We start from the raw sequence: 22,000 nt of genomic DNA on the forward strand, positions 1-22,000 counted from the left end.
TGTGGTTGGTATTAGCGGAGCCTCTTGCTCTTGGCAAGCTGGTTTGGGAAATTAATTTGGGTCCACCGTCAGATTTTCTCGTTTCATTTCAAGCTCCAACCATTTTTCCTCTGCCGCGGCGAGAGCTGTCTCGGTCTTCACTAAATCAGTGCTATATTTTTCAAACGCCTTCGGATCTTTTGCATAGAGATCAGCATCAGCCAATTTGGTCCGGATTATTTCCGCCTGTTTTTCAAGCTTAGCGATCTCCTTGGGCAAGCTATCCAGAGCAAACTGGTCTTTATAACTTAACTTTCGGGACGACGGTTTTCCGGATGATACATTAGCTTCTGATGAACCCTGCACCCTGACAACAGGCGGTGCAGCCATAACATTCTCTTCTATGCCACCCTTTTTCTGGGCAAGCATATCACTATACCCTCCAGCATATTCCACCCAGTTACCTTGGCCTTCTGAAGCTAAAACAGAAGTCGCAACGCGATCCAGAAAATCTCGGTCATGGCTTACCAGAAGCACTGTCCCAGAATAGCTCGCCAGCATTTCCTGCAACAAATCAAGCGTCTCAAGATCAAGGTCGTTTGTTGGTTCGTCCAGCACCAAAAGGTTGGAAGGTTGAGCAAGAGCGCATGCCAACATCAAGCGGCCTCTCTCACCACCTGATAGCACACCAACTGGTGTCCTAGCCTGTTCGGGCTTAAACAGAAAATCTTTCATATAGCCGATAACATGGCGTTTTTCCGCACCAACCTGAACCATATCTCCACCGCCACCCGTAAGAGTATCAGCCAAACTTTTCTGAGGGTCCAGCGTCCGGCGTTGCTGGTCAAGCGTTACCATGGAAAGGGAGGGGCCAAGAGAAACCGTGCCACTATCGGGTTGATCCTGACCAACCAGAAGACGAAGAAGTGTCGTCTTCCCTGCGCCATTTGCTCCCACAAGAGCGAGCCTGTCTCCACGCAGTAGGCGCAGATCCAGATCACGCACGATAACGCGATCTCCCCAGGATTTACTAACGTTCTCAGCTACAGCAACCAGCTTGCTAGAGACGCCCGATGACTGTGCCGCTAACGTAACCGAACCCGGTGCCCTTACGGCCTCACGCTTAGCGGCTCGCAACGCAGCCAATTCACCCACACGCCGAACATTCCGTTTGCGCCGTGCGGTAACACCGTAGCGCATCCAATCTTCTTCGCGCGCGATTTTGCGATCAAGTTTATGCGCATCACGCTCTTCCTGTTCGATGACCTCTTCACGCCACTCTTCAAAGCGGCTGAAACCCTGATCCAGACGGCGCGTAATCCCTCGATCCAACCATACGACGGAGCGGGAGAGGGTAGACAGAAGACGCCTGTCATGGCTGATCATGAGCATTGCTGAATTGAGGCTTAGCAATTCGCGTTCAAGCCACTCGATCGTAGGCATATCCAAATGGTTTGTGGGCTCATCCAGCAAAAGAATATCAGGAGCAGCCGCCAGCGCGCCAGCTATTGCACAACGCCGTGCTTCCCCGCCAGAAAGATGAGAGGTGCTTTCCTGACCCGTTAGGCCAAGAGCATCGAGCATTGCGGCAGCACGCCACGAATTTTCGGGCTCGGCAATCTGTGCCAGCACATAATCTGACGTCGTAAGATGCGTAGAAAGATCGGGTTCCTGCGGCAAATAACGCAAAGTGGCTCCCGGCTGCAAAAACACGACGCCTGAATCGGGCTGCAAAGCGCCCGCTGCAATTTTAAGTAAAGTGGATTTTCCTGAACCATTCCGCCCCACGAGGCAGACACGTTCACCCCGTGCTACAGCGAAGCCTGCCTTATCAAGCAAAGGCCTGCCACCAAGAGTGAGAGAAATATCTTGAAGGTGGAGAAGGGGAGGGAGAGCCATTCTCCGTTTCTGTGCCAGAGCCCTCAGTGACGCAAGAGGATATTTCCAGATATCGCCCTTTGGTCAGTAAGAAACGCTAGACGATCATCAGGAACTTGCAAGATCAAAACTGCTGACAGCCTGATAGGTCGCAACCGCCAAAGTCAAAGGTTCAAACGGCTTGGTGATGACGAAGCTGGGCTCCGATGTTTCACCGGTCAGGAGACGTTCCGGATAGGCCGTAACATAAATTATCGGCGCATCATGCGTTTTGGTGATTTCCGCCACGGCACGCATGCCATCACCGCCACTACCTAGATTAATATCCGCCAGAATAAGACCGGGGCGCGTTTCCTGAGCAATACGAATGGCGTCTTCTTGCGTATGCGCTATTCCTGCCACTTTGTGCCCGCATTGTAGAACGAGTTCTTCAATGTCCATGGCGATAATGGGTTCGTCTTCAATAATAAGAACAGACGTTTGAATGCCGGTTTTAAGGAAAGAGTATGCGCGTTCAGTTTCCCGCTCGGCTTCTGCGTCTGACAGGTCAAGAATTCGCGCTGCCATTGGAGGAGAAACTTCTTCCAGTGTTAACAGAAGGAGTAACTGGCGCTGAAGGATGGAGAGAGAACCTTCCGGATGGTGGTGATCCGCCTGAGCAGAAAAATGGCGTGATATTTCTTGATACAGACGACATAAAGCAGGCAGATCATCAGCAGGGCGGCTGGTTGTCAAAGTCCGCAAACTTTCGGCCACCAGAAGATCACCTCGCGGCTGGCTACGCGTTAATGCGCGTGCGTAGCGTCTGCCATAGGGAAGTGCCTGGATTAAGGCCGCGCGTTGTGACTCTGGCATGACAAATCTCCTTCGCGTGGAGTAATGACGATAGACACGCAGGATCGCAACGATGACATGACCGATCGTCTGCAGGAAGGGGTAAGTGTTCTGACACGCGATAAACTGGAGCACCGTAGCGCAACTGCATCATTTTCTCGCACAGATTTATTGAAACAGGTTCCAGCACTTCGCGCTTTTGCACGCCTGCTGGCGCGTGATGCGACACTTGCGGATGATCTGGTGCAGGAAACCATTCTCCGCGCGTTGGCAAAGGCAGGACAATTCACTCAGGGCACCAATCTGAAAGCATGGACATTTTCCATACTGCGCAATTTGTTTCTTGAACAGGCACGACGCAAGCAGAAAGAAAGGGAAGTGCTGGATCACTATGCTTCTGATGCCCAGACGCAACCAGCAAACCGACAGAACGGCCCCGACAGGGAAACGATTCGGGATCTCGATTATTATCTCTGGCAGCTTTCTCCTCTTTTAAGGGAAGCTCTTATTCTGATTGGCGCACAGGAAATGACTTATGAAGAGGCCGCCTGCATCTGCGAGGTGTCAGTTGGGACCATGAAAACCCGTGTCTCGCGCGCCAGAGCAGAACTTCAGGCTCTGACGCAGGACCACTGAAACTTCTCCAAAAGCGTCATTCACTTTTTCGTGATAATTTTTTGAGGCTTTTTTTGTAACCTTTGCCTCCTCCCGTTCATTCAGTTTTCAAGAATGAATAAAGGCGAAGGAAAAATCCGATGACGAAGTCATTCCACGATCAGGTTATTGCTATCCTGCCCAAGCTGCGTGTTCAGGCACTGGCGCTAACCCGTAACCGCGCCGCGGCCGAAGACTTGGTACAGGATGCCGTTTGCAACGCCCTTTCGGCGCAGGATAGCTTTGCCCCAGGCACAAATTTCCCTGCCTGGATGCATCGTATTTTGCGCAATCGTTTTATTTCCGACCTGCGGAAAAAACGTGAAACGACCGACATTGATGATATGCCGCCGTCCTTCCTGTCCACCAATGCTCCGCATGAAGATCGGATTGTGCTCAAGGATCTGGATGCTGCGCTTGCACGTCTGCCAGACGATCAGCGGGAAGCTCTGGTGTTAGGCGTTCTGGAAGGGATGAGCTATCAGGAACTGGCAGAAGTTGCAGGATGTGCGGTTGGCACGGCAAAAAGCCGCGTTTTCCGGGCACGCCGCCAGCTTGAAGCCTGGATGATAGGTGAAGAACATGTGGGCGCAGATCGTCTGAAAGCGCAGGCCGCAGCATTGCAGCGGAAGGTAGAGCGGAATACACAGGAAAAAACCGCATCAAGCCGCGTGTAACGTGAAGACAGAAAGTGGGCTTGAAGGCCCACATATGTAAGGTAGGCTAACGAGCTTGAGTATGTCAGATGTTTGCTATTCAGACAGACAACATGGCATTTCCGTCGGGCGGCGTAAGGGTGCACCACCGGATGGAAAAATTCATGGGTGACGATCCACCAAAAGAATCCAAGAAAACGTCTGATCAGGCGTTTGATCTCTGGCTCAAACGCGGACTTCACCAGCTTTTTGATGATGTAGCGAACGAACCTATTCCAGAAGAACTGCTAAAGCTCATTGAAGAAGATCGTCGAGACTAAGCAGGGACAGGAGAGAGGGAGTCTTATACGCAGTCTGCGTAAAATTCTCGCTTCCCTGCTTTCCGGCATCGGGCATATCTTCAGCACAACCAGCGCCCGAATGCGGCTTTTGATCTGCCTTTCCGCCATACCTGTGGTGGCGATCGGATCGGTCCTTGCTGTTCACAACTACAACGAACTGATGGTGGGCAGCGCCCAGCGTGCTGCTACAGCCATTACACGGCTGGACCTCCAGTTTCGACACGATACGGACCGCCTGCGGAGCGCGTTGGAAACCATCGGTGGTATGGGATTGACGCCTGAGCAGATTGGTCACGCCCTCAAGCTGGCTGAAACCATGAGCGGGCAACGTTACTGCTATCTGGGTGTGCTCAGTGCTGAAGGCAACGTCATCCAGTCGATTTCCACGCCAGGAAGTGGGTGTCAGAATATTGAGGAAGGAGAAACTTTTCCTTCTTTTCAGGGAACCTTACTGGAAGCGATTCAGAGCAATAGCTCGTCGGAAGGAAGCGGCTCCTTCTTGAGAATCACGGTTCCTGCCGTTTTTCTTTCCATTCCGGAAACGCATGGATATCTTGTTGGTATCCTTCAACTCTCCCGGAAGGCAGCCTATCTTTCCAACAGCATTGGCTGGCAGGCGTTTTCGGATGAAAACAATCCCCTGAAGGCATGGCTCATCAATCAGGATGGTTCCTTGAGTTCCGTCTGCACGGATTGCCGATGGACGCCGCCCCCCAGCTTTATCGTAGGAGCCCTCCAGCAGCGGCTTGAAGCCAGCGCAGGATCTGTCGTGTCACTTCCCACGCCTGAAGGTGGATACGCCTTGGGAGCTATTGCTGGAGGGGCTGATATTCTGGTCTCCGCGCAACGAACGGCCCGGGAATCAGGGGCATTGCGGACCATGATTCTGGAAATATCGGGGTTAGTGCTCTTGCTGGCGGCCGGACTGATTGGTGTCACGCTGGCTGCCAACATTGTGCTGGTGTGGCCACTACGGCGATTAACCTACTCTGTTCAGAAATGGCAGATAGAAGGCGTTTTTGATACGCGCATCACGCGCTCAATGCCTTTGGAACTTCAAAGACTTGGTCAAGCTTTCACACGGGCAACCCGCCGACTTTCTCGCCATGAAGCGCGTCTAAAAAAAGCCATGGCGCATCAGGAGCTGCTGATGCGTGAAATCCATCATCGGGTCAAAAACAACCTGCAAATTGTAGCTTCCCTTTTGAACCTCCAAGCTAGTCGCATCTCCAACCCTGATGTACGTGCGGAATTTGCATTGGCCCGAGACAGAGTAAGAGCTCTCGCAACCCTCCATCGGACGCTCTACGCAGAAGATCGTCTGGACAGCCTCAACATGGCGGGTTTTCTTAAAGAGCTATGCGACCAGACATTGCACATTGCGGGCGAAGAAAGCGCCGCACGTATTACGCTGGATGTCGTCGCAGACAATTTTTCCATGAACCCTGATCAGGCAGTACCTCTTGCCCTCATCGTGACGGAAATTGTGACCAACTCTATCAAATATGCCTTCCCGGATGGACGGCATGGAACCATTGCTGTTCGCTTGAGCCTTCAGGGACCAAATGTGAATCTTTCTGTCAGTGATGATGGAATAGGGTGCGATATTGAGTCCGCCACCTCCCCAGATCAACATGGCATCGGTTTGAAGTTAATCCGTGGCTTTGCCAGGCAGTTAAACGCCACGTTTGACAAAAACTGCGAATATGGCACCCGTTACACCTTTGTTTTTCCACTGGACGGTTCCTAGAAACGGCTTCTTTTCCCCCTGATCCTTTAGGATTCGCCCAGAAAAAAGTGGCGGTATGCCCTGTTTGCAGCCGGGGCTGGCGTGCTTAATGGTTTGCGTCCCTTCCTGTCCGGTATAAACGCCTACGTCATGAGCGGTAAAAAACAAGCGATACGCGGGTGGACGCGGACACAAACCCGTCTGGGACGCAAAGCAGCCGGACCTGTAATGGTCCTTGGCATCCTGTCTTCTCTTGTTGGCGTGGCGCAGGCATGGTGCATAGCCGTTGTGCTCGGCCATGCGCTGATAAGCCTGCATTCAGGGCTCTCTCCTCACTCTTTTCCTGTGTGGCCGATTGTGTCCTTTTTGGTTCTGGCTCTCACACGGGCTTGTGTGGTGGCGGGGGCCGATGTGGCGGCTGCAAATGCAGGCATCGAAGCGCGTCGACGGCTGCGTGGAGAGGTCCTTGGCTCTATTTTGGCTGGCGGGCCTGCACTTCTTCGTCAAACACATAGCGGCGCTCTGACGTCAACAGCTGTTGACAGGATCGAAGCGCTGGATGGCTTTTTTGGTCGGTGGATTCCCGCCTCAGTCACGTGGATTGCTGCCCCCGCTCTTGTTCTTATTCCTGTCTACATTATTCAACCTCGGGCAGGCCTCGTTTTAGGGCTTTGCGGTTTGGCTGTTCCGTTCGGGCAGGCAATCTTTGGCATTGGTGCCGCTGTTGCATCCCGCAATCAGTTCCTTGCCATGACCCGCCTGCAAGCGCGCTTTCTGGACCGTGTAAAAGGCATCGCCACCATTGTGCTGGCTGGCCGGACAGAAGACGAGACCCAACGCCTGGCTGACGCAGCCGACGAGTTGCGACAGCGGACCATGAAAGTTCTGCGCGTTGCGTTCCTTTCTTCAGCATCCATTGATGCCGCCATGGTGATCGCTTTGATCGTGGTTGCCATCATGGACGGAAAGGTGGCCTTGGCCTTGCAGGCCGAGAATGCGAGCCCGCAGTTGGAGCATGTTCTGACAAGTAGCCTGTTTGTCCTGTTGGTTATTCCAGAATTTTTTGCCCCTCTGCGCGCTTTGGCTCTTGCCTATCAGGATCGTGCTCATGCGCAGGGCGCCGCTACAGCCGTACTGGATTTACCCGCAGCGCAATCGCACCCGGCGCTTGAAGAGCAACAGCTTGCTTCTGAGCGGGCCATCTCCATCACGCTGGATCAGGTTTGCTTCACATGGGATCCCGCACGTGGGCAGGCTCTTGATAACATCAGTTTTAAAGTGCCTGCGGGCGAAACCGTTATTTTGACGGGCGCATCGGGCTCCGGGAAATCCACATTGATGGAGCTTCTGCTAGGGTTCATCAAACCTGAGAGCGGACAGATACGCCTGAATGAGACGCCGCTCGAAACCATTTCATCAGATGCCCTTTCCCGAATTATCTCCTGGATAGGACAAAAACCCACCCTGTTTGCTGGCACATTACGTGACAACATCCTGTTTGCGCATCCTGATGCTGATGAGCAAACACTTATGGCGGCAGTGAAAGCCGCGGCCGTGGACCAATTCCTCCCCTCTCTGCCGGAAGGACTGGAAACACGTATTGGGGAAGGAGGGTTTGGTCTTTCTGGCGGACAAGCTCAACGTATTGCCATTGCGCGCGCCTATTTGAAAAATGCACCTGTGCTGCTGCTGGATGAGCCCACGGCCCACCTTGATCCGGAAACAGAAAAAAGCATTTTTGAAAGCCTGCAGCAGCTTGCGCTAAACAAAACCGTCATTTTGGCAACGCACTCTGCGGCTGCCCATATGTTCAACGGTCAGCAGATTGGCCTCCAGAATGGAAAGATCATTTTTCAGCAGGGAGCAGCCTGAGATGCCTGACGTGACCCAGAACTCCTCCGCTCCTGCAACCTCTTCCGCCGGGCAGCCAAACACGCCTGCCGTGACAGACAGACAGGCTATTTTTCGCATTCTGAAGCTGTGGCAGAGACAGGCTCCCCGTCTTGCAATTGGCCTGATGCTCGCACTCCTGGCTTTATGCACCGGGCTTCTGCTCATGCAGGTTTCAGGCCTCCGGTTGGCTGGTGCCGTGCTTGGTGAGGTGATCATTACAACGGCTCTCCTGCGCTGGGTCGGTGTAGGCCGTGTATTTCTCCGTTATTCTGAGCGCCTATTTGCGCACGATGCCATGTTTCGGGCGCTGGCAGATTTGCGAGTATGGTTTTTCCATTCCCTCGCGCGGGGTGCCGCAGCAGGACTGGGCTTTCGTCGGGCAGGGGACATGCTCTCCCGTCTGGTCTCAGACATTGGCACGCTGGACGGCCTGTATCTGCGTATTCTCTTGCCGTTCATGTGCGCATGTCTGACCCTTCCTATTCTGCTGGTTCAGCTTTGCAGCCAAAACATCATTCTTGGATGCCTGACTGGCCTTCTCTTTGCCTGCTCTGCATTTCTGTTTCCTTACCTGATTGCCCGCTCTGGTCGGCAGGACGCAGAACGCCTGACACAAAACCTCTCCGCGTTACGCATCAGCGTTCTTGATCTGGTCAGCGGCCTGCGTGAGATCCGCGCTTTCGGAGCAGAAAACCGGATGCTGGCCCGCGTACAAGCCGATGACAGGGCATTACTGGATGGCCAGAAGCATCTTGCGCGCCGCGCAGCTATCGCTAACGCCACGGCTTATCTGTGCGGACAAATTGCTATTCTTTTCGTTCTACTGGCCATTTCAGGCATAGTGTTCTCAAAAGTTGCCCCCCTTTCTGGCGTGGGTATCCTGTTCCTGACAGTGGCTGCCTTTGAAAGCGCGGGGGCTCTTACCCGGGCTGGAGTGCAAGCGGGCGCAATGGGCGCTGCCGCCCGACGTGTTGTAGAAATTGCACAGGTTGCTCCGGTATCCGCTCAAACAGAGCAGGAAGCGGATGCTCCAGCAGGCACTGACATTCAGGTCACCAATGTGAAATTCAGATGGTCCTCAGATCGCCCCTATGTGTTTGATGGACTAACTCTTGATATTCCTGCTGGCTCCCGCGTTGCCATTCTGGGCCCCTCCGGCGTGGGAAAATCGAGCCTTGCTGCGCTTCTGCTGAAAGCTGCCGCCCCTGAATCCGGGTGTATCACGCTTGGCGGGGTGAATATCTCCCACATCCGAGCCACCTCTTTGCGCCGTCAGGTTGCGTGGCTTTCTCAGGCAACCCATCTGTTTGACGATACAATCCGCTCCAACCTGCTTCTTGGCAAACCAGAAGCAACCGAAGAGGATTTATGGCGCGCCCTTGAGGAAGCAGCCGTAGCAGGCGTCGTACGCAACTTGCCGGAAGGGCTGGATACCTGGCTTGGTGAAGGCGGTGTCAATCTTTCTGGCGGGCAGGGACGACGAATAGCTCTTGCACGCACCTTGCTGACAAATGCACCCATCATGATTTTGGACGAGCCAGCCACAGGACTGGATGCTCAAACGGAACAGGATTTTCTGCGTACACTCAATACTGTTACAGCAGGACGTACAGTTATTCTGATTGCACATCGCCTTACAGGGGTAGAAAAACTGGACCAGATCTGGCGTCTTTCACATGGTCAGGCAACAACCGTTGCTGTCTCATAAATACAGCAGTTGACGAGATGGACACCAAAGGGCACCAGATGGTGTTCTGCCTGGTTTTAATTCCTGGGCAGATCTGTATTTGAACAAGACGTTACGTCTTCGCCACTCTAGCCGGGATTAAACTCATGCGTCGCCTGCTGCCAGTTCTGGGCCTTTCTCTTCTTGCCGGTTGTGCCACACAACCTGCGCGCAAGTATGTGGTGTTTTTTGCGAACAACTCCGTTGAACTCGACAGCTCTTCCCGTGCTGTGATCTCGGAAATTTCCGCGAAGGCACAGCGGCATCCTTCTCGTGTTGTGCAGATAGAAGGCTACGCCGGCGCAGGGCAGGATCTTTCCGCAGACTCTCTCCTGGCAGTACAACGTGCCAAACTTGTGGCAGAACAGTTGCATCAGGATGGCGTATCCGGAGACCGAATCCGTCAGACGCCACGTGCGCCTTCTACAACCGAGGCCTCAGCCGTTGGGTCTCGCCGTGTCGAAATCGAACTGGTGAACCCCTGATTTATCTATGACGGAATCGCAGATCGGTCTTGGTTCTCTTCCCGTCCTTACTGAGAGCGTGAAGGGAAGGGACCGGTTTGTGGGCAACACCCCGCAAGAGGTGTTGCAGTCTGTCTTCGGTTATCCCGACTTCCGCAGCCTGCAGGCGCAGGCTGTCAAAGGCATCATGGATGGCGAAGATACGCTTGTTCTGATGCCAACAGGTGGCGGTAAAAGTATCTGTTACCAGATACCAGCTTTGTGCCGCGCAGGCATGGGCCTTGTCGTTTCACCTCTTATTGCCCTGATGGATGATCAGGTTGCCGGGTTAAGGCAGCTCGGTATCAACGCGGCTGCCCTTCATTCCGAACTGGAAAATGAAGAGGCCGCTAAAATCCGTTCAGATCTGGCCAATGGCAGAATAGACCTCCTTTATGTGTCTCCCGAACGTCTTCTGGCACCGGGAACGTTAGAGCGCCTAACCCGCCAGACCATTTCAGTTATCGCGATTGATGAAGCCCACTGCATTTCAGCATGGGGCCATGAATTCAGACCGGAATATAGAGAACTAGCCGCTCTTCCGCGCCATTTCCCCGGCGTGCCGCGTATTGCGCTGACGGCAACAGCTGATCAGCGGACGCGCGCTGACATCCTTTCTGCTCTGGATATGCCTCATGCCAGAGTTCTGGTTTCCAGCTTCCACAGACCTAACCTGAATATCGCAGCCTTGCCCAAAGCGTCGGAACTGCGGCAGCTTACAACGGTTCTGGAACGCCATAAGGAAGAGGCCTGTATTGTCTATTGTGGCAGCCGCGCCAGAACAGAGCGGATAGCCGCGTCCCTGAGGGAGCGTGGATGGACGGCTCTGGCCTTTCATGCGGGCCTTTCTCCAATAGAAAAACGGGCTGCACTCCTTCGGTTTCGGTCCGGAGAGCCCATTGTAATCGTGGCGACCGTTGCCTTCGGCATGGGGATAGATCGACCTGATGTACGGGCTGTGATCCATCTGGACATGCCATCCTCACCAGAAGCCTATTACCAGCAGATCGGTCGCGCCGGCCGAGATGGTTTGCCGTCTGACACAGTGCTTCTCTACGGTGGAGAAGATATGGCCCGCGCACGTTACTGGCTGGATCAGTCAAATGCACCAGAGACTGAAAAACGGGTCATGCGGGCTCGTCTGGAAGCCATGATCGCTCTGACAGAAACAACCGGTTGCCGGACCCAGGCTCTTCTCCATTGCTTTGGAGAAACATTAAACGAACCTTGCGGCCATTGTGATACCTGTCAGCATCCCGTCATCACTTTTGACGGCACAGAGGCTGCACGCAAATTCCTCTCCGCCGTATATCGCACCGGGCAGCATTATGGTGCCCTGCACGTTATTGCGGTTTTGCGGGGTAAACTTACGGAAGCAGTCGAACGTAACAGGCATAATACCCTGTCCGTTTGGGGTATAGGCAAAGATAAGCCCGAGCCTTTCTGGCGCAGCGTTGTCCGGCAACTTATTGCCCGAGGCGCCTTACGCTCAGAAGGCCAGTATGGCGGTTTGGCCCTGAATAATGAGATTGCTCGCCCCATCTTGCGGGGCGAAGAAAGCATTGAACTGCGTGCAGATGCCACTGCGGAGCTTGAAAAAGGAAGTGCCTCCCGCAGCAGGCAAAGCTCTCCAGCAGTAGAACTGCCCGAAGACAAGCAACCGCTGTTTGCGGCGCTTAGAAAATGGCGACTGGACGAAGCGCGAGAGCAGGAAATTCCCCCATATGTGATTTTTCATGATGCTGCTTTGAGAGACATCGCCTTGCAAGAGCCCTCCACTCTGCAAGAACTGGGTGAGATCAAAGGGGTAGGGAGATCAAAACTGGAACGCTACGGAGCGAACGTGCTCGACGTGCTTACGGCGGCCCGAAAAGGGCAAGACACGTGACGGCCGGAGTAAAGGAGCGTCGGGCACGAATTCTACAGTTTGTGCAGCAGCATGGCTACGCCGCCAATGAAGACCTGGCCAAGGTTCTCAACGTTACCGTCCAAACGGTAAGGCGCGACGTAAACAGTATGGCCGCGGACGGAATTGTCACACGCCATCATGGCGGGGCTTCGGCCATTTCCCCTACGGAAAATATAGCGTATTCGGACCGCCAGATTCTGAACCTGAAACAGAAAGAAGCCATCGGACAAAAGGCCGCATTGGCCATACCGAATGGTGCATCGCTGTTTATTAATATCGGCACCACGACAGAAGCATTTGCGCGCTGCCTGCGGGGACATCGCGGCCTGCGTGTAATTACAAACAATATCCACGTAGCCGCTCTGTTGGCCCCCGCACCTGAATGCAATCTCATCATTGCAGGCGGCACTGTACGATTACGGGATGGAGGAATCGTCGGACCTGCCGCTGCTGCGATGATCGAACAATACCGTGCCGATTTCGGTGTTATCGGCATAAGCGGCATTGATGACGATGGAACACTCCTTGATTTTGATGCCGATGAGATCAGCGCTGCTCAGGCAATTATCCGGAATGCCCGCACTGTGTTTCTGCTGGCAGATCATACCAAATTCAAACGTAGGCCTATGGCGCGTGTAGGACACATTTCGGAAATCAGCGCATTCTATACGGATCAGCCCCCTCCACCTGCGCTGGAAACCATCCTGCGCAAGGCCGGAGTTGTTCTGCATGTTGTCAATGAGGCCGAATTTTCGGAAAGGAAAACACGAAAGCCCATATAAGGGCCAAACAGTCATATTAAGGCCATTGTTTTCCGCTCTTGTTTTCGGATACGAAGATCAAAGATCGTTTTCATTTGTTGGTATCGGAAGAGAAAATGCTAGAGACTGCATCTGCAACAGACCGTCCTTATGATCTGCTGATTGTAGGCGGAGGCGTGAACGGAGCTGGGATTGCCCGCGATGCAGTCGGGCGCGGCGCTTCTGTCCTGCTGGTAGAGCAGGATGATCTGGCTAGCTATACCTCTTCTGCCAGCACAAAACTGATCCACGGTGGCCTGCGCTATCTGGAATACTATGAATTCCGGCTGGTGCGTGAAGCCCTGACAGAACGTGAGCGTCTGCTGAAAATGGCCCCGCACATCATGTGGCTCATGCGTTTCGTTCTGCCCCATTCCAAACTTGTTCGTCCTGCGTGGATGCTACGTGCCGGGCTGTTCCTTTACGATCACCTTGCCTCGAACATGACGCTGCCCAAATCCCGCGCCATTGATTTTCGTACCCATTCCTCTGGGCGTCCACTGAAAGCAGATTACACTAAGGGCTTTGTCTATTCGGACGGTTGGGTTCAGGACAGCCGCCTGGTTGTTCTGAATGCGATGGATGCAGGCGAACGAGGAGCAGATATCCGCACCCGCACCCGGCTTGTTCACGCTGAACGGGTGAATGGCCTGTGGCAAGCAACGTTGGAAGACCGCACGACCGGAACCACCCAGGTTGTGCAGGCCCGTGCGCTTGTAAACGCGGCAGGACCATGGGTTGCCCGGCTTCTTGCTGACACCCTGAAGATCCCTAATTCCAAATCAGTGCGTCTAGTTAAGGGCAGCCATATCATTGTTCCCCGTGTGTTTGATGGGCCTCAGGCTTACATCTTCCAGAACCCAGACAAACGTATTGTGTTTGCCATTCCTTATGAACAGAAGTTCACGCTCATCGGCACGACGGATATTCCATGGAAAGATGCGCCGGGACGCGTAGGAATTGCGCCAGACGAAATCACCTATCTCTGTGAAAGCGTAAATCGCTATTTCAAGACACAGGTGAAGGAGAGCGATGTCGTGTGGAGCTATGCTGGTCTCCGCCCACTTTATGATGACGCGTCTGCCAATGCCTCTGCGGTGACACGAGACTATGTTCTGGATCTTGATACCCAGAACGGCGCACCGCTTCTCTCCATCTTTGGCGGTAAAATTACCACGTATCGGAAGCTTGCCGAACACGCCCTTGAAAAACTGGCACCCGTTCTGCCTGCTGTGGCGGGCGCTAGCTGGACGGCAAACGAGGTTCTGCCAGGGGGAGACATGGGTGAGGGTGGGTTTGACGCCGCCCTTGGACGCCTGCGGCGTGCAGCCCCTTGGCTGGTTCCGTCACTTGCATGGCGTTTGCTGCGTAATTACGGTAGCCGGGCCTACGAAATTATTGGAGAAGCAAACTCCATGAAAGAGCTCGGCGATGTTCTCGGGGGGGATCTGACCACTCGCGAAGTTGACTATCTGATTGATCGTGAATGGGCACGCACTGCAGAAGACGTTCTTTGGCGTCGCAGCAAGTTGGGCCTGCACCTGAACGAGGCAGAAAAAACCAAGGTTGCCGATTACGTGAAGCAGAAAACTGCTTGACCTGATAGGCAATCCCCTTTCTTTCCCAAGAAAAACAAGAAGACGAGGAAAGTATGACAGGTATGAGCAAGGCTTTCATCGGTGAATTGATTGCCGAATGTGTAGCCGTTTTCATTATTATTGTGTTTGGGGATTCCGTAGCGGCGATGTATTCGCTCTACGACCCCAGTCCTTACAAACTCGCCTACTGGGGGGTGTGTATTGTCTGGGGACTGGGGGTCACGATTGCCATTTATGTGACCGGCGCTGTTTCCGGCACCCACGCTAATCCGGCAGTCACGTTAGCTCTTGCCTGTTTCCGGGGCTTCTCATGGAAAAAAGTTCTGCCTTATTGGGCAGCCCAGGTCTTGGGTGGTTTTCTGGGAGCCGTTATTGTTTACACCCTCTTTTCCCCGGTTATTGACCACTATGCTGCTCTTCATCAGATAGACCGTCTCCATGATGGAGCAGGGGCAGGGGTGTTTTTTACTCATCCCGGTGATTTCATCACGCCTATGCATGCTTTTGTGGATGAAATCATCCTGACCGCCATGCTGCTTCTTGGCATTTTCGCCGTCACCTGCGAGTACAATACGCAGGCCCCCCAAGCAAATTCTGGCGCCTTGATCATTGGCTTTCTGGTTGCGGCCATTGGTGCCTCAGCAGGGTATCTGGAAGCGTGGGCTATCAACCCGGCCCGTGATTTCGGTCCGCGCCTGTTCTGTTATTTTGCCGGATGGGGCGGTTCCGCACTCCCATCACCTGGAAACTACTGGTGGGTGCCAATTGCTGGCCCATTGATAGGCGGCGTTATCGGGGGAGCTTTCTATCAGGGGCTTCTCAAACCTTTCATGCCCTCTTTAAACAAAACCCGTGATTCCAACACGGCTCACGACTAACAAACTCCGATCAAAGAAGGATAATCTCGATGAGCGCGCAAGACTACGTATTGGCAATTGATCAAGGCACGACCTCAACACGTTCGATCGTATTTGATCGGCATGCTCACGAGATTTCCAGAGCGCGGCAGGAATTCGCTCAGCATTACCCCAATGCCGGATGGGTGGAGCATTGCCCTGAAGATATCTGGAACGATGTTCTGACCACCTCCAAGACAGCCGTGGAACAGGCTGGCGGCGCAGCCCGCATTGCGGGCATCGGCATTACAAACCAGCGCGAGACCATTGTTGTCTGGGATCGCGCAACGGGGAAGCCTATCCACCGCGCCATTGTGTGGCAGGACCGCAGGACGGCCGCAACATGCCAGAAGCTGAAAGAAGAGGGGGCCGAAACGCTTGTGCGCGAGCGGACAGGCCTGCTGATCGACCCTTATTTCTCAGCCACCAAACTGGCCTGGATATTAGACAATGTCTCCGGGGCTCGGGCACAGGCCGAGAAAGGAGAGCTTGCGTTCGGCACGATTGATTCTTTCATCCTTTGGCGCCTGACCGGCGGTAAGGTGCATGCCACAGACATCACAAACGCTGCGCGCACATTGCTGTTCAATATTCATACCCAACAGTGGGATGACGACCTGCTCCGCCTGTTCCACATTCCTGCAGCCCTTCTGCCGGAAGTAAAAGACAACAGCACCCTCTTCGGCGAAACTGATCCTTCTCTTTACGGGCGCGCCATTCCTATTGCCGGTATGGCGGGAGACCAGCAAGCTGCGGTTGTCGGGCAGGCGTGCTTCACACCTGGCATGGCAAAAGCAACCTATGGCACCGGCTGTTTCGTTCTGCTGAACACGGGCGAAAAGCCAGTTGTGTCCAAGCACCGGATGCTTACAACCATTGCCTACCGCATTGGCGGCAAAACGACTTACGCTCTCGAAGGGTCCATTTTTGTAGCCGGTGCCGCTATCAAATGGCTCCGCGATGGGTTGCATCTCATCACGCACGCATCCCAGACAGACGACATGGCCACCCGTATCCCCCATAGCCACGGCGTTTATATGGTCCCGGGTTTTGTTGGCCTTGGCGCTCCCCACTGGGACCCAGATGCGCGTGGCCTGATCTGTGGGCTGACATTGGATGCAACTGCCGCCCACATTGCCCGAGCCGCACTGGAATCCGTAGCCTATCAAACGCTCGATCTGGTGACGGCAATGATGCAGGATGGAGGCGGCACGACAGACGCCCTGCGTGTGGATGGCGGTATGTCCGCCAATGACTGGTTCTGTCAGTTTCTGGCAGATATGCTTCAGGTGAAAGTTGAACGTCCTCACAACGTGGAAACCACGGCACTCGGCGCTGGTTTCCTCGCTGGTCTTGCTACCGGCGTATGGGAAAATGAAGCAACCCTCGCTTCCGAATGGAAACGTGGCCAACTCTTTGAGCCCTCAATGAACAATGAGCAACGCCGCACAATGATTGCCGGATGGCATCAAGCTGTAAAACGTACTCTCACAACTCCTTCACTCGGCTGAACGCCAGCGCTTTTTCCCTCCCCAGAACATGGGGAGGGAAAAACACTGCTACCTTTCACTCCGTAGCTTTTCCTGGATCGACCGCCACCGTTACGTCCTTGGATGACCCTCCAAGGAAAGAAAAGGTGAACGTCACGTTCTGTCCCGCCTTGAGAGCGGGGTCTGGATCAAGGCATAAAAGATGATAGCCACCATGAGGAAACACGAGCGTCGTATTGGCAGGCAAGGAAAGGTGAGTGAAAAGAGAAAGTGTGCCCGAGGTACTTTCCTGATCAGAATGATGGCCTACCAGCGTCCGGCATGAAGCGGATGAGACGTTTGTAACCAGATGCGCATTTTCACCTTTGTTTGTAAGCGTGAAATACAGCGCATAAACATGCCCGGCAGGCCGGACAAGTTGCATACTGACGTTTGTAATCTCAATATCTTTCTGGGCATTTTCCTGCCCCGGAATTGACTTGCCCGGATCCCTGTCCTCAGCATGAGCTGGGGTATGAACCAGCAGTCCGGCGAATAACGCAGGCAAGATGCCGAGATGGGCGTGAAGTTTCATCGTGACTCCGGTGTTTTTAGCCTCGTATCAGTATATACTGCCAAGGCAGATCCAGCATGTTGCGGACACTATACCGCAATCCTGTTGGTCTGTAAGAAGGTTCTGCTACGGGAGCCAGCCAGTTTGAGAGGCCAGATTACCAATGCGTTGCCCATTTTGCGGGAACCCGGACAGCCAGGTCAAAGATAGCCGCCCGAATGAAGAGGGTTCTGCCATACGCCGCCGCAGAGCCTGCCTTTCGTGCGGCCAACGCTTTACAACCGTTGAACGTGTGCAATTGCGAGATCTGGTTGTGGTCAAAGCAAACGGAAGGCGTGCCCCGTTTGAAAGGGAAAAGCTGGCACGGTCCATTCGCATTGCTCTACGCAAACGGCCTCTACCTGAAACAAGAATCGAACAGATTGTCAGCGGACTGGTCAGACAGCTTGAAGCCTCGGGTGAAACTGAAGTGCCTTCCTCGCGTATAGGTAAGCTTGCCATGGAGGTGCTCAAGGAAGTGGATACCGTCGGCTATGTCCGTTTTGCCAGCGTGTACAGAGACTTCACGGAAGCAAAGGATTTCTCCGAAATTCTGACGTCAATGGACGTTTCCGACGCTGACAATCAGGAAAAAGACTAGACCTTGAGCCATAAAGGCGTCATGAAACCCCGCTCCCTCAACAGGGCACGCAGGAGACAGGGATGACAGAGCTGCAAGATCAACCAGAACTTAAGGGAGCGCAACGACCGCGTACGGCGGCTCGGGTGGCGGCTGTTCAAGCACTTTTCCAGATTGAACAGAACGAAGATCGCGCGGAAAGTGTCGTTCAGCAGTTCATGGTACATCGCTTCGGCACAACGCTGAACAACGATTCCTACGAGGAAGGCTATGTGCCAGAGCCTGATACGCGCCTCTTTGTCTCTGTGGTGAAGGAAGCGGTCTCCCACCGGAGCCTTATTCTGGACCAACTGGCCGCAACCTTGCCTGCAACATGGCCAGTTACCCGTCTTGACCCAGTTTTACGCGCGCTCTTCATGGCTGCTCTCGGCGAAGCGCTGGCAGGGGAGGTTCCTGCAAGCGTAATCATCAATGAGTATATGGATATCGCCCACGGCTTTTTTTCCGGCGATGAACCCAAACTGGTGAACGGCGTGCTGGACACCGCCATAAAACAGCTCACTTCGACCGAAAAGAACCAACGTCCGTCTGAAGCTGAGGACAACAAAGCTGACTAATCTTCCGCCGGAATTTACGTTTATCCGTCGACATTTCTCCGATCTGGCAGGCCCCGGCGCACTTGGCCTGACAGATGATGCCGCCGTTTTTACGCCACCACCCGGTCGTGACCTCGTGATAGCGGCCGATGCAATGGTCGAAAATGTACATTTTCTGCCGGATGATCCGGCAGAAACTATTGGCCGCAAGCTTCTCCGTTGCAATCTGTCTGATCTCGCAGCAATGGGCGCTCGCCCTGAAGGGTGGCTTCTCACCGTCGCGCGTCCACCCTCCATAGAAGACAAATGGTTTGAAGGATTCTGCCGAGGGATCAAAGAGGACCAGACCCTTTTCAACCTAAGTCTGCTTGGAGGAGACACAACATCCACCTCTGGGCCGTTGGTTCTCTCCCTCACCATTCTGGGGTCCGTCCCCCCCGGACATGCCATAAAGCGTCAGGGTATTCGGGCTGGGGATGGTCTCTGGGTTACCGGCACCATAGGAGATGGGGCTCTGGGGTTGCGAGCCTTGCAAGGCATTATTGACGATCCTTCAGGCTATCTTGCTTACCGTTACCGCATGCCCCAACCAAGAGTGGGAGCTCCACTCTATGGTCTGGCCTCAGGAGCGATGGATGTCTCTGATGGTCTGCTACAGGATGCAGGCCACCTTGCTAGAGAAAATGCTCTTGGAGTCACGGTCTATGCGGCTGATGTCCCATTCTCTCGTGCCGCCCTTGAGTGCGGGCCAGAATGGCTGGAAACATGCCTGACTGGTGGCGATGACTACGAACTTCTTTTCGCTGTGCCTCCAGATAAGGAAAAAGCTCTTTTACAGTCTCCCTTCTTAGAGACCGTGGAGGGGGCCATTCCTGTCACACGCATTGGAGTTTTTCATAATAAAAGTGATGGCGTCACTGTAATTGACAAGAATGAAAAAATACTCTCATTCAAAAAATTCGGCTGGAGCCATTTCTAGAAATAATAAATTCAAACAATCACAATATATTAATTTTTATAGTGTAAAAAAGTTTCCCCCAACATATATCATGATCGGAAAAACTTTTTATACACACGGCGCTAGACTAAAATATTCAGGATAACTTGATCCACCCACCATTCAGGAAATATTTTTTTCATACATACGATGTTTTTTGTAGGGCGTTGGCACAATACGCTCAATCAGATTGCGTATCCCGACGTTTGTTTCCAGAACCCATCCCAACTCAATTGATCGGTAAGGCAATACATGCCCCCGCTGCATCAACTCATCAATCAATAGGGCAGGGATTATGGCGCTTAATGCCGTTCCGGCAAGTTTCTTTTTCACCCCCAGCAGAATGACCCGCGCTGAATGAAAATCATGCGTTAAGATACGTGAGCCCAGCTTGACCCATCCCAGCGGGGAGGGGGCTCCGTTCAGATCTCCACTGATGTCAAAAATATTGGGAACAACCAGAGCTATGGCAACAGGTTCACCCTCAAACTCGACCAGAACATATTGCTCTGGTTTCAGTACCGGTTTGAGTGATGCCAAAAGAGCCTGCACTTCATCACGGGTAATCGGCACGTTTCCCCATGTTCCGGCCCATGCATCGTTATAGATATCTCTAAGGATATCTGCGTCTTCAATAATATGATCCTTGCGTAACCCGCGCACTGTTACCGCACCCAGCCGGGCACGTAGATTGGCGGGAACACGGTTTGCACGCTCTGCCACAGGGCTAACCTCCATCCGATAGGACAGAAGATCCATTGCCTTGGCAAAGCCCGCGCGCTCGATAGCAGGACCGAGTGTTTCTGGATGCCACCCAGTGCCAACCATAGGGGGTTCCATTTGCCCCTCGATCATGGTGCCAGACTCACCATGATAGTTCAGCGTCCACGGCCCCCGAATGCGCTCTATGCCTTGCAGCCGCAACCAGTCCGTTGCGGCATCCAACAATGGTTTGACGCATTCCGTTTCCACGGCGTCCAAGGCGCCGAAGAAACCGGTGCGCGGGCCATCCTGCTCCAACGCCAAACGGTCAATCTGAGCCGAAATACGTCCAATCGGCTTTCCGTTACGCCAAGCCAAAAAGTAACATGCGGTTCCATGCTCAAAAAAACGTGAGCGTTTGGGGTGAAGCATTCCTTTCTGCTCCATATCCAAAGGCGGCACATAACTTGGCAAGCCGCTATACAAAAGGCGGGGCAGCCGGATAAATAGCGCAAGCTGACGCGTACCCGAAACGGGGGATACGACAATCTGGTCAGAATTAGTCATCGGTGCTCCATCAACTGCGCCTTCAAACCGAAAGGTGATGCCTTATTCCGACCGAATGGAAAAGGGGGAAGTGTGAACCAGGTTCATACCAAGCACTCTGAATTGCGCTCGATTCTGATTACCGGCGCTACTGGTGGCATAGGAATAGAACTCGCCAGACGCTACGCAAGACCTGGCCGAACGCTGATTTTATGGGGCCGAAACGCAGAACGCCTGCAGCGATTGGCCACACTCTGCTGTGCGCGAGGAGCTGCAGTTGTTACAAGACAGATTGACTTGGTTGACGGCAGAGCAGCCTTAGCTGCGTTACGGGAAGACGATACCAAACACCCGCTAGACCTTGTTGTTTTGGGCGCAGGCCTGTCAGACATCCAACCTGCAGGCCAACTGACAGAAGACCCTGAAAAGGTTTTGGACCTCTGCTTGGTCAATTTTACCATACCAGCAACGCTGGCCACTGCTGCCGCTGAACGCATGATAGCAAGGGGAGGAGGGAAAATCGCTCTGATCGGCTCTGTCGCTGGGTTCTACGAACTTCCTTTTGCTGCGTCCTACAGCAGTTCAAAAGCCGGGCTAGCTCAGTTTGCCGAAGCCGCCAACTTAGGGTGGTCCAGACATAACGTCCGCATTACGCTCATTGTGCCGGGATTTGTCGATACGCCGATGAGTCAGCGTCTTGAGGGAGAACGTCCCTTTCTTGTCTCTGCCGGCAGTGCAGCCCGCCGCATCATGCGCGCCATCAAAATGGGAAAAAAAGAGTATATTTTCCCGTGGCAGTTCCGCGTATTACGTGTCGTGGAACGCCTCGTGCCGCATTTTCTTCGGGCACGTATCTTGCTTAGTCTGAAAGCTGGACAAAAACCGGTAAAAAACTCCTAAGAAGAAATACCTTTCTTCCTTCTGAAGAAGGGTATTTTGCCAATTTTCAAGGAGAACCACCGCACTCTTTTTCTCAAAAAGAGTGGTCTCCAGTTAGAAACTGGAGGTCCGGGCGGGAATCGAACCCACGTACGCGGATTTGCAGTCCGCTGCATCACCATTCTGCCACCGGACCAGTGACGTGAGAGCCTTATGTCCTCT

The 22,000-nt window shown here is 53.6% G+C and carries 20 protein-coding genes and 1 tRNA gene; 16 read left to right on the top strand and 5 right to left on the bottom strand.

Going from position 1 to position 22,000, the window contains the following annotated elements; all coding sequences use genetic code 11:
* Positions 1-51 precede the first annotated feature (51 nt).
* Together ASN_RS16730 and ASN_RS16735 are read right to left on the bottom strand one after the other, a co-directional pair.
* Entirely contained in the window at positions 52-1,878 is a 1,827-nt protein-coding gene (locus ASN_RS16730) for an ABC-F family ATP-binding cassette domain-containing protein (protein ID WP_058988889.1), read from the bottom strand.
* Positions 1,879-1,965: 87 nt separating this feature from the next.
* Entirely contained in the window at positions 1,966-2,712 is a 747-nt protein-coding gene (locus ASN_RS16735) for a PhyR family response regulator anti-anti-sigma factor (protein ID WP_039904903.1), read from the bottom strand.
* Between the two features lie 57 nt (positions 2,713-2,769).
* On the opposite strand from ASN_RS16735, the gene ASN_RS16740 reads away from it, so the two are divergent.
* The 12 genes from ASN_RS16740 to glpK all read left to right on the top strand — a co-directional run bounded on the left by ASN_RS16740 (position 2,770) and on the right by glpK (position 16,907).
* On the top strand, positions 2,770-3,327 hold the full coding sequence (locus tag ASN_RS16740) for a sigma-70 family RNA polymerase sigma factor (protein WP_231948294.1): 558 nt from the start codon (positions 2,770-2,772) through the stop codon (positions 3,325-3,327).
* A gap of 119 nt (positions 3,328-3,446) precedes the next feature.
* Positions 3,447-4,022 (top strand): sigma-70 family RNA polymerase sigma factor, encoded by a 576-nt coding sequence (locus tag ASN_RS16745; RefSeq protein WP_006559239.1) that lies wholly within the window; start codon positions 3,447-3,449, stop codon positions 4,020-4,022.
* A gap of 131 nt (positions 4,023-4,153) precedes the next feature.
* A complete protein-coding gene (locus ASN_RS16750) occupies positions 4,154-4,321 on the top strand; it encodes a NepR family anti-sigma factor (RefSeq protein ID WP_158307605.1) in 168 nt (55 codons plus the stop codon).
* A 100-nt stretch (positions 4,322-4,421) separates the two neighbouring features.
* Positions 4,422-6,092, top strand: coding sequence for a sensor histidine kinase (locus ASN_RS16755; protein WP_058988890.1), 1,671 nt, complete (start codon positions 4,422-4,424; stop codon positions 6,090-6,092).
* Positions 6,093-6,221: 129 nt separating this feature from the next.
* Positions 6,222-7,943 (top strand): thiol reductant ABC exporter subunit CydD, encoded by a 1,722-nt coding sequence (cydD, locus tag ASN_RS16760; RefSeq protein ID WP_058988891.1) that lies wholly within the window; start codon positions 6,222-6,224, stop codon positions 7,941-7,943.
* A gap of 1 nt (position 7,944) precedes the next feature.
* On the top strand, positions 7,945-9,672 hold the full coding sequence (gene cydC / locus ASN_RS16765) for a thiol reductant ABC exporter subunit CydC (protein WP_231948295.1): 1,728 nt from the start codon (positions 7,945-7,947) through the stop codon (positions 9,670-9,672).
* 125 nt (positions 9,673-9,797) lie between these two features.
* Positions 9,798-10,175: an OmpA family protein gene (locus tag ASN_RS16770; RefSeq protein WP_006559244.1), complete on the top strand. Its 378-nt coding sequence runs from the start codon at positions 9,798-9,800 to the stop codon at positions 10,173-10,175.
* A gap of 7 nt (positions 10,176-10,182) precedes the next feature.
* Positions 10,183-12,081 carry a DNA helicase RecQ gene (gene recQ, locus ASN_RS16775; RefSeq protein WP_082666751.1) on the top strand — a complete coding sequence of 633 codons (1,899 nt, stop codon included), beginning with the start codon at positions 10,183-10,185 and terminating at the stop codon, positions 12,079-12,081.
* Positions 12,078-12,884, top strand: a complete 807-nt coding sequence (locus tag ASN_RS16780; protein ID WP_058988892.1) for a DeoR/GlpR family DNA-binding transcription regulator — start codon at positions 12,078-12,080, stop codon at positions 12,882-12,884. Before recQ ends, ASN_RS16780 begins: the two co-directional genes overlap by 4 nt.
* A gap of 95 nt (positions 12,885-12,979) precedes the next feature.
* Entirely contained in the window at positions 12,980-14,500 is a 1,521-nt protein-coding gene (gene glpD / locus ASN_RS16785; protein ID WP_058988893.1) for a glycerol-3-phosphate dehydrogenase, read from the top strand.
* Positions 14,501-14,553: 53 nt separating this feature from the next.
* Positions 14,554-15,378, top strand: a complete 825-nt coding sequence (locus ASN_RS16790; protein WP_058988894.1) for an MIP/aquaporin family protein — start codon at positions 14,554-14,556, stop codon at positions 15,376-15,378.
* Between the two features lie 29 nt (positions 15,379-15,407).
* Entirely contained in the window at positions 15,408-16,907 is a 1,500-nt protein-coding gene (gene glpK / locus ASN_RS16795; RefSeq protein ID WP_058988895.1) for a glycerol kinase GlpK, read from the top strand.
* A 55-nt stretch (positions 16,908-16,962) separates the two neighbouring features.
* Here the strand turns inward: glpK and ASN_RS16800 are convergent, their stop codons facing one another.
* Positions 16,963-17,460, bottom strand: a complete 498-nt coding sequence (locus ASN_RS16800; RefSeq protein WP_058988896.1) for a copper chaperone PCu(A)C — start codon at positions 17,458-17,460, stop codon at positions 16,963-16,965.
* A 142-nt stretch (positions 17,461-17,602) separates the two neighbouring features.
* On the opposite strand from ASN_RS16800, the gene nrdR reads away from it, so the two are divergent.
* The 3 genes from nrdR to thiL all read left to right on the top strand — a co-directional run bounded on the left by nrdR (position 17,603) and on the right by thiL (position 19,633).
* Complete coding sequence (gene nrdR, locus ASN_RS16805) at positions 17,603-18,079, top strand: transcriptional regulator NrdR (RefSeq protein ID WP_006559195.1); 477 nt, start codon at positions 17,603-17,605, stop codon at positions 18,077-18,079.
* 62 nt (positions 18,080-18,141) lie between these two features.
* The gene (nusB, locus tag ASN_RS16810; RefSeq protein WP_039904829.1) at positions 18,142-18,675 is read left to right on the top strand and encodes a transcription antitermination factor NusB; all 534 of its coding nucleotides are present in this window, start codon (positions 18,142-18,144) and stop codon (positions 18,673-18,675) included.
* Positions 18,647-19,633 carry a thiamine-phosphate kinase gene (thiL, locus tag ASN_RS16815; RefSeq protein ID WP_058988897.1) on the top strand — a complete coding sequence of 329 codons (987 nt, stop codon included), beginning with the start codon at positions 18,647-18,649 and terminating at the stop codon, positions 19,631-19,633. The genes nusB and thiL overlap by 29 nt, the downstream gene beginning before the upstream one ends.
* A gap of 141 nt (positions 19,634-19,774) precedes the next feature.
* Here the strand turns inward: thiL and ASN_RS16820 are convergent, their stop codons facing one another.
* Positions 19,775-20,920 carry a hypothetical protein gene (locus ASN_RS16820; protein WP_058988898.1) on the bottom strand — a complete coding sequence of 382 codons (1,146 nt, stop codon included), beginning with the start codon at positions 20,918-20,920 and terminating at the stop codon, positions 19,775-19,777.
* Positions 20,921-20,992: 72 nt separating this feature from the next.
* Here ASN_RS16820 and ASN_RS16825 point away from each other — a divergent pair, with 72 nt between their 5' ends.
* Complete coding sequence (locus ASN_RS16825) at positions 20,993-21,799, top strand: SDR family NAD(P)-dependent oxidoreductase (RefSeq protein WP_197603307.1); 807 nt, start codon at positions 20,993-20,995, stop codon at positions 21,797-21,799.
* A gap of 101 nt (positions 21,800-21,900) precedes the next feature.
* Here the strand turns inward: ASN_RS16825 and ASN_RS16830 are convergent.
* A tRNA-Cys gene (locus ASN_RS16830) sits at positions 21,901-21,974 on the bottom strand.
* Between the last annotated feature and the right edge of the window lie 26 nt (positions 21,975-22,000).

Source organism: Acetobacter senegalensis (assembly GCF_001499615.1).
In the GTDB taxonomy this organism is placed as follows: domain Bacteria; phylum Pseudomonadota; class Alphaproteobacteria; order Acetobacterales; family Acetobacteraceae; genus Acetobacter; species Acetobacter senegalensis.

Bases quoted from the DNA above. Each gene is read 5' to 3' on its own strand.
- glpD (WP_058988893.1), top strand. From the start codon at position 12,980: ATGCTAGAGACTGCATCTGCAACAGACCGTCCTTATGATCTGCTGATT.
- ASN_RS16745 (WP_006559239.1), top strand. From the start codon at position 3,447: ATGACGAAGTCATTCCACGATCAGGTTATTGCTATCCTGCCCAAGCTG.
- nusB (WP_039904829.1), top strand. From the start codon at position 18,142: ATGACAGAGCTGCAAGATCAACCAGAACTTAAGGGAGCGCAACGACCG.
- ASN_RS16750 (WP_158307605.1), top strand. From the start codon at position 4,154: ATGGAAAAATTCATGGGTGACGATCCACCAAAAGAATCCAAGAAAACG.
- cydC (WP_231948295.1), top strand. From the start codon at position 7,945: ATGCCTGACGTGACCCAGAACTCCTCCGCTCCTGCAACCTCTTCCGCC.
- recQ (WP_082666751.1), top strand. From the start codon at position 10,183: ATGACGGAATCGCAGATCGGTCTTGGTTCTCTTCCCGTCCTTACTGAG.
- ASN_RS16820 (WP_058988898.1), bottom strand. From the start codon at position 20,920: ATGACTAATTCTGACCAGATTGTCGTATCCCCCGTTTCGGGTACGCGT.
- cydD (WP_058988891.1), top strand. From the start codon at position 6,222: ATGAGCGGTAAAAAACAAGCGATACGCGGGTGGACGCGGACACAAACC.
- ASN_RS16740 (WP_231948294.1), top strand. From the start codon at position 2,770: ATGACCGATCGTCTGCAGGAAGGGGTAAGTGTTCTGACACGCGATAAA.
- ASN_RS16790 (WP_058988894.1), top strand. From the start codon at position 14,554: ATGACAGGTATGAGCAAGGCTTTCATCGGTGAATTGATTGCCGAATGT.
- ASN_RS16755 (WP_058988890.1), top strand. From the start codon at position 4,422: ATGCGGCTTTTGATCTGCCTTTCCGCCATACCTGTGGTGGCGATCGGA.
- ASN_RS16800 (WP_058988896.1), bottom strand. From the start codon at position 17,460: ATGAAACTTCACGCCCATCTCGGCATCTTGCCTGCGTTATTCGCCGGA.
- ASN_RS16770 (WP_006559244.1), top strand. From the start codon at position 9,798: ATGCGTCGCCTGCTGCCAGTTCTGGGCCTTTCTCTTCTTGCCGGTTGT.
- ASN_RS16730 (WP_058988889.1), bottom strand. From the start codon at position 1,878: ATGGCTCTCCCTCCCCTTCTCCACCTTCAAGATATTTCTCTCACTCTT.
- ASN_RS16735 (WP_039904903.1), bottom strand. From the start codon at position 2,712: ATGCCAGAGTCACAACGCGCGGCCTTAATCCAGGCACTTCCCTATGGC.
- nrdR (WP_006559195.1), top strand. From the start codon at position 17,603: ATGCGTTGCCCATTTTGCGGGAACCCGGACAGCCAGGTCAAAGATAGC.
- glpK (WP_058988895.1), top strand. From the start codon at position 15,408: ATGAGCGCGCAAGACTACGTATTGGCAATTGATCAAGGCACGACCTCA.